Origin of the sequence: Streptococcus mitis NCTC 12261 (assembly GCF_000148585.2) — a bacterium.
Lineage (GTDB): Bacteria > Bacillota > Bacilli > Lactobacillales > Streptococcaceae > Streptococcus > Streptococcus mitis.
In genome coordinates this window covers 1,680,747-1,694,835 of the sequence record NZ_CP028414.1, presented here as the reverse complement: position 1 = coordinate 1,694,835, position 14,089 = coordinate 1,680,747, and the positions used below count along the sequence as shown (strand labels likewise).

Genomic DNA, 14,089 nt, shown 5'->3' with positions numbered 1-14,089 from the left:
TTCTATTTTGTTTTTAAATAGGGGTGAAAAAACTTTTTGCTTCTATTTAAAAATAAAATAAGGAGATCAAATCATGAATCTTTTGATTATGGGCTTACCTGGTGCAGGTAAGGGAACTCAAGCAGCAAAAATCGTAGAACAATTCCATGTTGCACATATCTCAACAGGTGATATGTTCCGTGCTGCTATGGCAAATCAAACTGAAATGGGTGTTCTTGCTAAGTCATACATTGACAAGGGTGAATTGGTTCCTGACGAAGTTACAAATGGGATCGTAAAAGAACGTCTTTCACAAGATGATATTAAAGAAACAGGATTCTTGTTGGATGGTTACCCACGTACAATTGAACAAGCTCATGCCTTGGACAAAACATTGGCTGAACTTGGCATTGAACTAGAAGGTGTTATCAACATCGAAGTGAATCCAGACAGCCTCTTGGAACGTTTGAGTGGCCGTATCATCCACCGCGTAACTGGAGAAACTTTCCACAAGGTCTTTAACCCACCAGTTGACTATAAAGAAGAAGATTACTACCAACGTGAAGATGATAAGCCTGAGACAGTCAAACGTCGTTTGGATGTGAATATTGCTCAAGGGGAACCAATCATTGCTCACTACCGTGCCAAAGGTTTGGTTCATGACATCGAAGGTAATCAAGATATCAATGATGTCTTCTCAGATATCGAAAAAGTATTGACAAATTTGAAATAAAGCGTTTTTCACACTTGCAAAAATCCGCTACAAATGTTATACTGAGATAGTCTGACTTATAATTGTTGTCTCTGTGTCTAGAGGCATCGAATCGAAATTTATGGAGGTGCTTTTGCGTGGCAAAAGACGATGTGATTGAAGTTGAAGGCAAAGTAGTTGATACAATGCCGAATGCAATGTTTACGGTTGAACTTGAAAATGGACATCAGATTTTAGCAACAGTTTCTGGTAAAATTCGTAAAAACTATATTCGTATTTTAGCGGGAGATCGTGTTACTGTCGAAATGAGTCCATATGACTTGACACGTGGACGTATCACTTACCGCTTTAAATAATCGAAAAACTTGGAGGGATAAGAAATGAAAGTAAGACCATCGGTCAAACCAATTTGCGAATACTGTAAAGTTATTCGTCGTAATGGTCGTGTTATGGTAATTTGCCCAGCAAATCCAAAACACAAACAACGTCAAGGATAAGATAGAAAGGAGAAAACATGGCTCGTATTGCTGGAGTTGACATTCCAAATGACAAACGCGTAGTAATCTCATTGACTTATGTTTATGGTATCGGACTTGCAACATCTAAGAAAATTTTGGCTGCTGCTGGAATCTCAGAAGATGTTCGTGTACGTGATCTTACATCAGATCAAGAAGATGCTATCCGTCGTGAAGTGGATGCAATCAAAGTTGAAGGTGACCTTCGTCGTGAAGTAAACTTGAACATCAAACGTTTGATGGAAATCGGTTCATACCGTGGTATCCGTCACCGTCGTGGACTTCCTGTCCGTGGACAAAACACTAAAAACAACGCTCGCACTCGTAAAGGTAAAGCTGTTGCGATTGCTGGTAAGAAAAAATAATATAGGAGGTAAAAGTCTTGGCTAAACCAACACGTAAACGTCGTGTGAAAAAGAATATCGAATCTGGTATTGCTCATATTCACGCTACATTTAATAACACTATTGTTATGATTACTGATGTGCATGGTAATGCAATTGCTTGGTCATCAGCTGGTGCTCTTGGTTTCAAAGGTTCTCGTAAATCTACACCATTCGCTGCTCAAATGGCTTCTGAAGCTGCTGCTAAATCTGCACAAGAACACGGTCTTAAATCAGTTGAAGTTACTGTAAAAGGTCCAGGTTCTGGTCGTGAGTCAGCTATTCGTGCGCTTGCTGCCGCTGGTCTTGAAGTAACAGCAATTCGTGATGTGACTCCAGTGCCACACAATGGTGCTCGTCCTCCAAAACGTCGCCGTGTATAATCATCGCATTACACTGCTTTTCGTTTAAGAGGGAGTAACTAAATGATCGAGTTTGAAAAACCAAATATAACAAAAATTGATGAAAATAAAGATTATGGCAAGTTTGTAATCGAACCACTTGAACGTGGCTACGGTACAACTCTTGGTAACTCTCTTCGTCGTGTACTTCTAGCTTCTCTACCAGGAGCAGCTGTGACATCTATCAATATTGATGGTGTGTTACATGAGTTTGACACAGTTCCAGGTGTTCGTGAAGACGTGATGCAAATCATTCTGAACATTAAAGGAATTGCAGTGAAATCGTACGTTGAAGACGAAAAAATCATCGAACTGGATGTTGAAGGTCCTGCTGAGGTAACAGCTGGTGACATTTTGACAGATAGCGATATTGAAATTGTAAATCCAGATCATTATCTCTTTACAATCGGTGAAGGTTCTTCCCTAAAAGCGACTATGACTGTTAACAGTGGTCGTGGATATGTACCTGCTGATGAAAATAAAAAAGATAATGCACCAGTTGGAACACTTGCTGTAGATTCTATTTATACACCAGTTACAAAAGTCAACTATCAAGTGGAACCTGCTCGTGTAGGTAGCAATGATGGATTTGACAAATTAACCCTTGAAATCTTGACAAATGGAACAATTATTCCAGAAGATGCTTTAGGGCTTTCAGCACGTATTTTGACAGAACATCTTGATTTGTTTACAAATCTTACTGAGATTGCTAAGTCAACTGAAGTGATGAAAGAAGCTGATACTGAATCTGACGACCGTATTTTGGATCGTACGATTGAGGAACTGGACTTGTCTGTGCGTTCATACAACTGTTTGAAACGTGCCGGTATCAATACTGTGCATGATTTGACAGAAAAATCTGAAGCAGAGATGATGAAAGTACGAAATCTTGGACGCAAGAGTTTGGAAGAAGTGAAACTCAAACTCATTGATTTGGGTCTTGGATTAAAAGATAAATAAAGGAGGAATAAATGGCTTACCGTAAACTAGGACGCACTAGCTCACAACGTAAAGCAATGCTTCGCGATTTGACAACTGACCTTTTGATCAACGAATCAATCGTGACAACTGAAGCTCGTGCTAAAGAAATCCGTAAAACTGTTGAAAAAATGATTACTCTAGGTAAACGTGGTGATTTGCATGCACGTCGTCAAGCAGCTGCTTTCGTACGTAATGAAATCGCATCTGAAAACTATGATGAAGCAACTGATAAGTACACTTCTACTACAGCACTTCAAAAATTGTTCTCAGAAATTGCACCTCGTTATGCTGAACGTAACGGTGGATACACTCGTATCCTTAAAACTGAACCACGTCGTGGTGATGCAGCGCCAATGGCGATCATCGAATTAGTATAAAATCATCAATTTTGTTGAGTGTTATGATGATGGAGTCTTGTGCTCTTAGTCTAGCTCTGGTCTACCGCTAGGATTTCGGTCCTAGCGGGAACACTCATCATAAGTTGGGATAGTAGACGCTTGTTTACGAAATTGTTTTTTTCTTAAGAACAACTTCGTAAGCAGGCGTTTTTGAGTATTTTAGTTAGAATTATGCTATACTATTTGAAAAGAATCCTGTTTAATGTTCAGGTTTCCTATTAAAAGAAGAATTGGAGTTTGCTTATGAAAGCGATTATAACTGTTGTTGGTAAAGATAAATCTGGAATTGTTGCAGGTGTTTCTGGTAAAATAGCAGAATTGGGTTTGAATATTGATGATATCTCTCAAACTGTCTTGGATGAATATTTCACGATGATGGCTGTCGTCTCTAGTGATGAAAAGCAAGATTTTACACGTCTTCGTAATGAATTTGAAGCTTTTGGGCAAATTTTGAATGTGAAAATCAACATTCAGAGTGCAGCGATTTTCGAAGCTATGTATAATATCTAGGAGGTTATCATGGATATTAGACAAGTTACTGAAACCATCTCCATGATTGAGGAGCAAAACTTCGATATCAGAACTATTACCATGGGGATTTCCCTATTGGACTGTATCGATCCGGATATCAATCGTGCTGCGGAGAAAATTTATCAAAAGATTAGGACCAAGGCAGCTAATTTAGTGGCTGTTGGCGATGAAATTGCGGCTGAGTTGGGGATTCCAATCGTTAATAAGCGTGTATCGGTGACTCCTATTTCTCTGATTGGGGCGGCGACAGATGCGACAGACTATGTGGTTCTGGCAAAAGCACTTGATAAGGCTGCGAAAGAGATTGGTGTGGACTTTATTGGTGGTTTTTCAGCCTTGGTACAAAAGGGTTATCAAAAGGGAGATGAGATTCTTATCAATTCTATTCCTCGTGCTTTGGCTGAAACGGATAAGGTCTGCTCGTCAGTCAATATAGGCTCAACCAAGTCTGGTATCAATATGACGGCTGTCGCAGATATGGGACGAGTTATCAAGGAAACGGCAACTCTATCTGATATGGGGGCAGCTAAGTTGGTTGTATTCGCTAATGCTGTTGAGGACAATCCATTTATGGCGGGTGCCTTCCATGGTGTTGGGGAGGCAGATGTTATCATCAATGTCGGAGTTTCTGGTCCTGGTGTGGTGAAACGTGCCTTGGAAAAAGTTCGTGGACAGAGCTTTGATGTAGTAGCAGAAACAGTCAAGAAAACTGCCTTTAAAATCACTCGTATCGGTCAATTGGTTGGTCAAATGGCCAGTGAGAGACTGGGTGTGGAGTTTGGTATTGTGGACTTGAGTTTGGCACCAACACCTGCAGTTGGAGACTCTGTGGCACGTGTCCTTGAGGAAATGGGGCTAGAGACAGTTGGTACGCATGGAACGACGGCTGCCTTGGCTCTCTTGAACGACCAAGTTAAGAAGGGCGGAGTTATGGCTTGCAACCAAGTTGGTGGTTTGTCTGGTGCCTTTATCCCTGTTTCAGAGGATGAAGGAATGATTGCTGCAGTGCAAAATGGCTCTCTTAATTTGGAAAAACTAGAAGCTATGACGGCTATCTGTTCCGTTGGTTTGGATATGATTGCCATCCCAGAAGATACTCCTGCTGAAACCATTGCAGCTATGATTGCGGATGAGGCTGCAATTGGTGTCATTAACATGAAGACAACGGCTGTTCGTATCATTCCAAAAGGAAAAGAAGGAGATATGATTGAGTTTGGTGGCCTATTAGGAACTGCACCTGTTATGAAAGTCAATGGGGCTTCGTCTGTCGATTTCATTTCTCGTGGGGGACAAATCCCAGCACCAATTCATAGTTTTAAAAATTAAGAAAATAGGAGAAATTTTAAGTTCTATTTAAGGTTGGATGTGTATACTATAATCATTAAATAAAGACCTCCTAATATTATTTGAAACAGATAACACTGATTTAGTTTGAATTTGATTTTCATCTAATATCTTTATTTAATAGAACTCCTAAACTTTTTCATAATAATCTCCTGCAAAAGTCACCTGTCTGGGTGGCTTTTGTTTTATCATCCATGATATAATAGAAGCAAACGGAGGACGGAAAATGGTAAAAGTACGATTGTATTTGGTACGTCATGGCAAGACTATGTTTAACACGATTGGTCGCGCGCAAGGTTGGAGCGATACTCCTTTAACGGCTGAAGGTGAGCGAGGGATTCAAGAATTAGGAATCGGTTTGCGAGAATCTGGTCTACAGTTTGATCGCGCTTATTCCAGTGATTCTGGCCGCACCATTCAGACAATGGGAATTATTCTTGAAGAACTTGGTTTGCAGGGGAAAATCCCTTATCGCATGGACAAACGTATCAGAGAATGGTGTTTTGGTAGCTTTGACGGAGCTTATGATGGTGATCTTTTCATGGGCATTATTCCTCGTATCTTTAATGTGGATCATGTTCACCAATTGTCTTATGCTGAACTGGCTGAGGGGTTGGTAGAGGTCGATACAGCTGGTTGGGCTGAAGGATGGGAAAAACTCAGTGGCCGAATCAAGGAAGGTTTTGAAGCGATTGCCAAAGAAATGGAAGAGCAAGGTGGGGGCAATGCCCTAGTCGTGAGCCACGGAATGACCATTGGAACCATTGTGTATCTGATTAATGGCATGCATCCGCATGGTCTCGATAATGGTAGCGTGACGATACTTGAATATGAGGACGGCCAGTTTAGCGTAGAAGTTGTCGGTGACAGTAGTTACCGAGAACTAGGACGTGAGAAGATGGAGGAAGTCTCTATTTAATTAGTCTAGACTTGCTTGCAATGAACTAGGAATCTAGTAGGAATATCAAAATAAGAAAAAACAGCCGAAGTAATCCTTTCGGCTGTTTTTGATGGGGAAAACTAAAGTGTAATGCTATTGCTTTTAGAGATTTTCATAAACAAGAGCAAGGAACCTACTGTTAGAACAGTCAGGATAGTTGATAAGGCTGCGGCTACACCGTAATTCCCTCTGAGAACCTCTGTATAAATGGCTACAGTCATTGTTCTTGTTTTGACATTGTAGAGGAGGATAGAAGTAGAGAGTTCTGAAATCATTGTAACCCAAGATAGGATAGCTCCAGAAATAATACCAGATAGCATCATTGGAGTTGTAATCTTGGCAAAGGTATTGAGACGGCTACTTCCTAAGCTTTCAGCAGCTTCTTCAATACTTGGTGCTATTTGTTGCAAGCTAGCAACAGATGAGCGAATAGTATACGGTAATCTTCTGACAGATAGAGACATAATCAAGATGAAAGCAGTTCCTGTAATCATAAGAAATCCACTTCCAAATAGACCGGTATTGAAGGAAGAAATGAAGGCAATCCCTAGAACGGTTCCTGGTACAATATAAGGGACCATACTGAGGCTGTCAATTAAGTTTGTAAACAAATTCCGTTTTCTAACGGCTAGGTAGGAGATAAATGTTGCGAATAGGACAACTAGAACTAAGGCAATCAAAGGGATACGAATGGTATTGAAAATAGCAGATCCCATACGATTGAAAGCCACCTTGTAACTGTTTAGAGAATAACCTTTGACAAATACCATACCTGATGTTTTTAGGAAAGAAGTATAAATCAAGTAGACTTGAGGTAGAACAGAGAACAAGATAATTCCGTAGACTGTTGCATAAATGGCAGCCATTTTTCCTTTTGTAGTTTTTTTAGGCTCAATTGGATGGAGCGAATTCATGCTGAAACTGTAGCGGTTTGAGATGTATTTTTGGATAAGGAAAATCGCCAAGGCAATGATAATCGCCATAATTGCTAAAGCAGATGCAAAAGCAGAATTTCCTCCAACCTCGCTAATGAATTGGGTATAAATCAAGACGGGGAAAGTCCGATATCCTTCACCAATCAACATAGGCGTTCCAAAGTCTGAGAATGCTCTCATAAATACAAGCAGGGCAGCTGCTAGTAAGGTTGGAACTAGGAGAGGTAAAACAACCGTTACGATACGCTTAAATCCGAAGGACCCCATGCTTTCAGCGGCTTCAAGTAGAGAATTGTCAATACTTTTCATTGTACCAGCAACGTATAGAAATACCAGTGGGAATAGTTGCAGTGTAAAGACAAGTACAATTCCTTTGAATCCATAAATATCGATAGCTGGAAGATGAAGAGAATTTGTCAGGAATTTAGTAATTACCCCATTTCGTCCCAGCAAGAGAATCCAGGAGTAGGCTCCCACGAAAGGAGCTGACATAGAAGCAATGATAATCAATATTTGTAGAAATTTCTTTCCCTTGAAGTCATACATAGAGAAGAGATAAGCTAATAGGGTTCCTACGACTAAGGAAGTGACAGTAGCGGTAATGGAGACCTTGAAACTGTTGACAAGTGTCTCAGAGTAGTAAGCTTTACTAAAGAAAGTGACAAAATTAGCTAGTGAGAATTGTCCTTCATGTATGAGTGCTTGCTTGAGCACGGTAACGATAGGATAAACGAGAAAGACAAGATAAGTAAGAAAGATGAAGAAAGAGGAGGCTGTCCAAATATTTAGTTTTTTACGTTCCATGGTTGACTCCTTTTATCAGGTTTTGTGAACCATTTGCAGAAAAGACATTTAATTTTTGAGTATTGATTCGTAGACGAATACGATCGCCTTTTTGTAGATCTTCTTCAAAAGTTGATTCTTCGCTAACCTGAATTTTTGAGGCAAATCCTGTTTCGATGAAGTATTCAGTATTCAGTCCAAGATAGACGCTATCGCTAATAATTCCTTCAATATCTCCAGATTCATCTTTGATAAACTCTTCAGGACGAATACTTACATGAATGGCTTGCTCCTCAGCCTGATCAAGAGCTGGCATTCGAAGAGCATAGCCATCTGAAAAGACGATATAAGCGCCGTCGCTCCGTTTTTCGAGATTGGCAGGGATAATATTTGTGCGTCCGATAAAGGTTGCTACAAACTCATTAGCTGGTTTATGATAGAGTTCTTTTGGTCGACCGATTTGTTGGATGACTCCGTCTTTCATAACAGCAATTTGATCTGAAATAGCCATAGCTTCTTCTTGGTCGTGGGTCACATAAACGGTTGTAATTCCCACTTCGTGTTGGATTTCTCGAATGGCTTGACGCATATCCAAGCGAAGTTTGGCATCTAGATTACTAAGTGGCTCGTCCATGAGGAGAACACTTGGATTAACCGCTAAGGCACGTGCCAAAGCGACACGTTGTTGTTGTCCACCACTGAGTTTATCGGGCTTTCGATCCGCATATTGAACAATTTGCATGAGTTCAAGATATTTATTGGTTTGTTGAATCAATTCTTCTTTTGGAACCTTCTTTTGCTTGAGACCAAAAGCAACATTATCTCGGACAGTCAAATGTGGGAAAATAGCGTAGTTTTGGAAAACCATCCCGATATTGCGTTTGCTGGGTTCCATATTATTGATTTTTTTATCATCGAAGTAAAATTCTCCGCCTTCGATACTGTTGAAACCTGCAATCATACGAAGAAGGGTCGTTTTCCCACACCCTGAAGGCCCAAGAAGGGTAAAGAGACTTCCTTTTGGAATTGTAATGTTCAAATTCTCAATAACAGGGACATCGTGATAGATTTTTTTTGCGTTAATAATTTTGATCTCACTCATAGTGAACCTCTTTTACTGTTTAGATTGGATATCTGTAAAGACTTCGTTGTATTTTTTAACGATATCTGATTTATTCTTGATGACATAATCATAATCTTCAGTGAGTGTTTTGATTTTGTCAATTGGTTTCATATTTTCGCTCGTTTTAGCATTTTTACGAACAGGACGGTTAGTAGTGGTTGTACCAAGTGTATCTTGTACTTCTTGAGAGATAATAAAATCGATAAATTTTTTGGCATTTTCCATATTTTTAGCTTTTTTAACGATAGCAGCACTAGCAGGTAGGAAGACTGTTCCTTCTTTTGGATAGACTACCTTAATGTTAGCTCCGTCATTTAAGAGTTTAACTGCTGGATCTTCATAAGAGAGACCAACAGCCATTTCTCCGTCAGCGACTGCTTTATAGACACCAGATGAGCTTGAACCGATTTTACCATCAATAAGTGTGAAGAGATCTTTTACATAAGACCAAGCTTTATCGTCTTTGTAACCACCTTGAGCTTGTAGCATATTTGTTAATTGAGCAAAGGCGCTAGAAGAGTTTGCTGGGTCAGCAGTTGCGATTTTTCCTTTTAGTTCAGGTTTGAGAAGGTCGCTATATCCTTCGATGTTCATGCCTTTCGTTAAATCAGGATTGACGATTAAAACACTACCATCTAGTGTATAAGGAGTAGAGTAGCCAGTTGTGTTTTGATATTCTTTGATAACATTATCATTTTCTTTTGAAGTATAGTTTTCAAAGAGTTCTCCGTGGGTAGCATATTGTGTATAAGAACCACCAAAGATAACATCGGCTACAGGAGCTTCTTTTTCTGACTCTAGTTTTTTGAAAAGTTCTCCAGTACCAGCTTGAATCAGTTCTACTTTAATACCGTATTTTTCTTCAAAGGCGGGAATAGTTGCTCCAATTAAGCCCTCTGAGTTTGGTGAATAAACGACTAGCGAACCGCCGTCTCCTTTATCAGATGAACTGTCATCGGCAGATTCACTAGAAGAACAAGCGGCAAGACCAAAAAGAGCTAGTCCGCAAGCAGCATAATACATCCATTTCTTTTTCATGATGGATACCTCCGTTATGTTATTTAAGTTTATTTTAAAATAATGTAAGCGTTTTTAAAACCGATAATTCTATTCTATTAGAGTAAAATTCTCTACAAAAACGGAAGCAATCTTTTTGATTTTATAGTAGGGTGCGACAGTTAATCATTGGGAAATCAAATTTTATTTTTTAGATAGAATATCTGTGAAAATATCATTGTACTTTTTAAGAATAGTGGATTTATTTTTAATGACATAATCTGAATCTTCGGTGGCAATCTTGATTTCTGTCATAGCCTTCATATTTTTATTGGTTTTAGCATTTTTACGAATGGGTCTGATTGTTGTTTCAGTTCCTAGCTTATCTTGGATTTCTTGAGAAAGGAGGAAATCGATAAATTTCTTAGCGTTTTCCATGTGTTTGGCATTTTTGACGATAGCTGCGTTACCAGGTAAAAAGACGGTTCCTTCTTTTGGATAAATGACTTTTACATCAACCCCATCATTTAAGAGTTTTAAAGCAGGATCTTCATAGGTGAGTCCAACAGCCATTTCCCCATCGGCGACAGCTTTGTAAACATTTGAAGAACTAGATGCAATCTTTCCATCTACTAGGGTAAATAGATTTTTTACATAGGTCCAAGCTTGTTCATTTTCGTATCCACCTTGGTCTACAAGCATGTTTGTTAATTGAGCAAAGGCACTAGAAGCATTACTTGGATCAGCAGTAGCAATTTTTCCTTTTAATTTAGGATTGAGTAGATCATTGTAGCCTTCAATTTTTATATCTTTTGTAAGGGCTGAATTGGCAATGATAACACTGACATCCAGTGTGTAAGGGGTGTAGAATCCAGTTTTATTTTGATATTCAGGGATTATCTGGTCGTTTTCTTGAGAAATATAAGGTTCAAAAAGTTTTTCGTTAGAAGAGAAGAGGGCGTAGGAGCCTCCGAAAATGACATCGGCTACTGGGGATTCTCTTTCGGCCTCAGCTTTTTTGAATAATTCACCAGTGCTGGCTTGTACTAAATCAACCTTAATACCATATTTTTCTTCGAAGGAAGGGATTGTTTCTTCGATAAGGTCTTCAGGGTTAGGCGAGTAGACAACCAAAGTGTTATCTGAATCTTTTTCAGCGCTAGTTTCTGCTTCTATAGGTGAAGAACATCCTGATAAAGAAAGGAATATCCATCCACAAGAGAGAAAGAATAGTATTTTTTTCATAAGTATCTCCTTTTTTACGAACAATTTCTCTACCTAGATTGTTAATGTTTTTAAATTGTAGAGTTCTACAGGATATAATAAAAACCTTAAAGAAATCTAAAACGGGAAATAGGAAATGGGTTCCTAGAGCAAGGATGGGTGAATTGTAGCTGAGATTTTGATGGTAATACTCTTCAAAACACGTCGCTTTATCTGCAATCTCAAAGCTATGATTTGAGTAGTTAGCACTTTGATTTTCATTGGGTAAAAGCACAAAATAAAAAGATTGCCTGAGCTGAGCAATCCTTTTACATCAATGGTTTTTATCCATGAGTTTTAATTCTTTTGGAGAAATATGGAGATACTTTTTAAAAACTTTTGCAAAATATTTATAGTCTGAAAATCCAATTTGTTCAGAGATATCGCTTAGGGGGGAATTGGGGGATTCAGCCATTTTATCTATAGCTTGCTTGAGGCGGTAGCGTAAGATATATTCATTTAGCGTCATTGGGAAGTCTTCTTTGATAACCTTATATAGATAACTTTCGCTATACCCTAGATTCTCTGCAATGCTAGAAATGGTAAAGTGCATACAGTAGTGTTGATGAACAAATTCAAGAATTTGCTGAATGATTTGGTTTTGTGTATCAATTTGTTGGATAGAGGTAAGTAAAGTTTGATATTCTTCTAAAAAAGGAGTTTCTTGACGAGTGCTAACTCGTAATCGCAAAACAATTTTTTGAAGACATTCTGTCAACTCCTTGGTATCAATTGGTTTGGATAAGAAATCAACTGCCCCATATTGCATGGCTTTTTTGGCATTTTGAAAATCGTTATAACCTGATAAAATAACTTTTTCATAGGAGAGAGTACGAGTGGCTTCGAACATCATAAAAGCATCCATAATTGGCATTGTGATGTCTGTTAAGACAATATGAGGTTCTTTTTCTTGGATGAGTTTCATTCCCTCTTGACCGTGACTGGCAGTTCCTACTACTTGGATACCTAAGGCAGAGTAGTCTACGGCAATCTCTAGCCATTTTCGAATGAGGTGTTCGTCTTCTACGATAATGAGCTTAAACATGAGTTAGTCCTTTCGTTATAAATTTGACCCAAGTTTCTCCTTGGCGATTGACTCCTAAATCTAGCTGGACATCAGAAAAGAAATTGCTCAATCGTTTATAGCTGTTAACGATGCCATGCTGGGTATGAGGGCTTTCTAAAGAGTCTAAAATAGCGAGTCGCTCTTGTTTTGTGAGTCCTCCAGCATTATCCTTGACTAAAAAAGTTAGAGAATCTGCTTCCAAGGTAATTTGGATATCAATATGAAGATCAATACGGTATTGCATCCCATATTTTATAGCATTTTCTACTAGAGGAAGCAAGAAAAGTTTAGGAATAGGTTGATTATCGATAGTTTCTGGGCAGACAATATCATAGGAAAAGTGCTCGAAACGAATCTTATGAATAATAAGGTAATCCTCTATAATCTTTAAATCTTGGCAAATGGTTGTTTCTTTTTCTAAATCGGTGATACTGTAGCGAAGAATGCGCGTGAGATTTTGAATCAGGTCTTGTGTGAGAGCTGCATCCATTAAAGAAGTGATTTTAATCGTCTCAAGTGTATTGTAGAGAAAATGAGGATTGAACTGAGCTTCCAGCATTTTTCTTTCAAAAATCCACTTTTCTTTTTCGATGGTCAACATTTTCTGATGAAGTTGATCTAATTCATACAACATATTATTAATTTTTTCGGCCATAAATTCAAACTCATCACCTGTTTGTAGAGAAAGTCTTTTTTCTGCTTGTTTGGGAATTTCTTGAAGTTGGTAAACTAAGCTTTCAATAGGAACAGCGTTGTGTGTAGCAATCTTATGAGCAATTCGTCTTGCTTGCCAGAAGTAGAGGAAGAATATACATAAGGTGAGAATGGAGGCTAGGCCGAGTAAGCTAGGAATAGGAAAAAAGGATTGAAAAGTATAGATTGAAAAAATAGCACCGACTTTTTCTTTTTGAACAATAAGCGGTTCATTCTCATACCAGTGGGTACGAGAGTGTAGGAGTTTTTCATCAAATTTTTCAAGAGTGGAGCGAGTGAACTGGTTTGTATTGTTGGAAAACATATTTCCAAAGCTATCGGTAATGATGTATTTAGAATTTATCATTGGGAAACTTGAGATGAAATCATTCTCATTTACGAAAGCAATCGTATAGGCTATAACTCGTTGGTTTTGAAGTAGTGGTTTGATAAAGAGTGTGTAATGTTGCTTATCTGAAGAGAGTGCAATTTTTTCTGTAACTTTTTCTTGAGAAGGATTTTGAATGAGCAGTTTTAGATAGTAGGGAGATAAAATACTTTCTTGATGATTGCGATTGGTACTAAATAGTAATTCACCTGTATCACTTAGGATAATGAGGTCAGAACTAAGTTTTAATTTAGCTTTTGTCTCGTAAAATAAGCTAAAGACTTCTCTCTCTGTGTGTTTGCCATCCAAAAATCCAGGAATCATTTTATAGTTCATAGTGGTCAGGAGCTCATTATTTGCTTCTTTCATCTCTTGAACTTGTTTGACAATCTGTCTCGTGTCTTTGGAGAGTTGTTGCTTTTGTAAAAAATAGGAAAAACCAAAAAGTAAAATGAGTAGTAAAAGAGAGGTCATAAAGGCTGCGATAGAGCTTCTATGGAGAATTTCTTTTTGGAGAGATTTTTTAAAGGAATGAGACATCCGCTACCTCCTTGGAAGGGTTTTTTGTTATAAGTATAGCAGTTTAAAAATTCTAGAGCAAGGTAAAATAGAAAAGTATAGAATAGAACGAGACCAAATTCCCTCAAAAATGGTATAA

Annotated in this window: 16 protein-coding genes; 10 read left to right on the top strand and 6 right to left on the bottom strand. The window is 38.4% G+C overall.

What is annotated here, in order from left to right:
• The first annotated feature begins 73 nt into the window (after positions 1–73).
• The 10 genes from SM12261_RS08510 to SM12261_RS08465 all read left to right on the top strand — a co-directional run bounded on the left by SM12261_RS08510 (position 74) and on the right by SM12261_RS08465 (position 6,163).
• Positions 74–712, top strand: coding sequence for an adenylate kinase (locus SM12261_RS08510; protein WP_001050436.1), 639 nt, complete (start codon positions 74–76; stop codon positions 710–712).
• A gap of 116 nt (positions 713–828) precedes the next feature.
• Positions 829–1,047: a translation initiation factor IF-1 gene (gene infA / locus SM12261_RS08505; protein WP_001029883.1), complete on the top strand. Its 219-nt coding sequence runs from the start codon at positions 829–831 to the stop codon at positions 1,045–1,047.
• A 24-nt stretch (positions 1,048–1,071) separates the two neighbouring features.
• Positions 1,072–1,188, top strand: coding sequence for a 50S ribosomal protein L36 (gene rpmJ, locus SM12261_RS08500; protein ID WP_001808836.1), 117 nt, complete (start codon positions 1,072–1,074; stop codon positions 1,186–1,188).
• 17 nt (positions 1,189–1,205) lie between these two features.
• Positions 1,206–1,571 carry a 30S ribosomal protein S13 gene (rpsM, locus tag SM12261_RS08495; RefSeq protein ID WP_000090781.1) on the top strand — a complete coding sequence of 122 codons (366 nt, stop codon included), beginning with the start codon at positions 1,206–1,208 and terminating at the stop codon, positions 1,569–1,571.
• A gap of 17 nt (positions 1,572–1,588) precedes the next feature.
• Positions 1,589–1,972: a 30S ribosomal protein S11 gene (gene rpsK / locus SM12261_RS08490; RefSeq protein ID WP_001118385.1), complete on the top strand. Its 384-nt coding sequence runs from the start codon at positions 1,589–1,591 to the stop codon at positions 1,970–1,972.
• A 42-nt stretch (positions 1,973–2,014) separates the two neighbouring features.
• Positions 2,015–2,950: a DNA-directed RNA polymerase subunit alpha gene (locus tag SM12261_RS08485; protein ID WP_000568988.1), complete on the top strand. Its 936-nt coding sequence runs from the start codon at positions 2,015–2,017 to the stop codon at positions 2,948–2,950.
• Between the two features lie 11 nt (positions 2,951–2,961).
• Entirely contained in the window at positions 2,962–3,348 is a 387-nt protein-coding gene (gene rplQ, locus SM12261_RS08480) for a 50S ribosomal protein L17 (protein ID WP_000331493.1), read from the top strand.
• 264 nt (positions 3,349–3,612) lie between these two features.
• Positions 3,613–3,879 (top strand): ACT domain-containing protein, encoded by a 267-nt coding sequence (locus SM12261_RS08475; RefSeq protein ID WP_000644120.1) that lies wholly within the window; start codon positions 3,613–3,615, stop codon positions 3,877–3,879.
• A 9-nt stretch (positions 3,880–3,888) separates the two neighbouring features.
• Entirely contained in the window at positions 3,889–5,226 is a 1,338-nt protein-coding gene (locus tag SM12261_RS08470) for a PFL family protein (protein ID WP_000354926.1), read from the top strand.
• A gap of 244 nt (positions 5,227–5,470) precedes the next feature.
• Complete coding sequence (locus tag SM12261_RS08465; protein WP_000241543.1) at positions 5,471–6,163, top strand: histidine phosphatase family protein; 693 nt, start codon at positions 5,471–5,473, stop codon at positions 6,161–6,163.
• Between the two features lie 101 nt (positions 6,164–6,264).
• On the opposite strand, the gene SM12261_RS08460 is transcribed toward SM12261_RS08465, so the two are convergent.
• The 6 genes from SM12261_RS08460 to SM12261_RS08435 form a co-directional block, all read right to left on the bottom strand.
• Entirely contained in the window at positions 6,265–7,923 is a 1,659-nt protein-coding gene (locus SM12261_RS08460) for an ABC transporter permease (protein WP_000440014.1), read from the bottom strand.
• Positions 7,913–9,004 carry an ABC transporter ATP-binding protein gene (locus SM12261_RS08455; protein ID WP_001289690.1) on the bottom strand — a complete coding sequence of 364 codons (1,092 nt, stop codon included), beginning with the start codon at positions 9,002–9,004 and terminating at the stop codon, positions 7,913–7,915. Before SM12261_RS08455 ends, SM12261_RS08460 begins: the two co-directional genes overlap by 11 nt.
• Before the next feature lie 12 nt (positions 9,005–9,016).
• A complete protein-coding gene (locus SM12261_RS08450; RefSeq protein ID WP_000731167.1) occupies positions 9,017–10,063 on the bottom strand; it encodes an ABC transporter substrate-binding protein in 1,047 nt (348 codons plus the stop codon).
• Between the two features lie 162 nt (positions 10,064–10,225).
• A complete protein-coding gene (locus tag SM12261_RS08445) occupies positions 10,226–11,266 on the bottom strand; it encodes an ABC transporter substrate-binding protein (protein WP_000721791.1) in 1,041 nt (346 codons plus the stop codon).
• 292 nt (positions 11,267–11,558) lie between these two features.
• Positions 11,559–12,329, bottom strand: a complete 771-nt coding sequence (locus SM12261_RS08440) for a response regulator transcription factor (RefSeq protein WP_000475407.1) — start codon at positions 12,327–12,329, stop codon at positions 11,559–11,561.
• Positions 12,322–13,971: a sensor histidine kinase gene (locus SM12261_RS08435; protein ID WP_078228265.1), complete on the bottom strand. Its 1,650-nt coding sequence runs from the start codon at positions 13,969–13,971 to the stop codon at positions 12,322–12,324. Before SM12261_RS08435 ends, SM12261_RS08440 begins: the two co-directional genes overlap by 8 nt.
• Positions 13,972–14,089 lie beyond the last annotated feature (118 nt).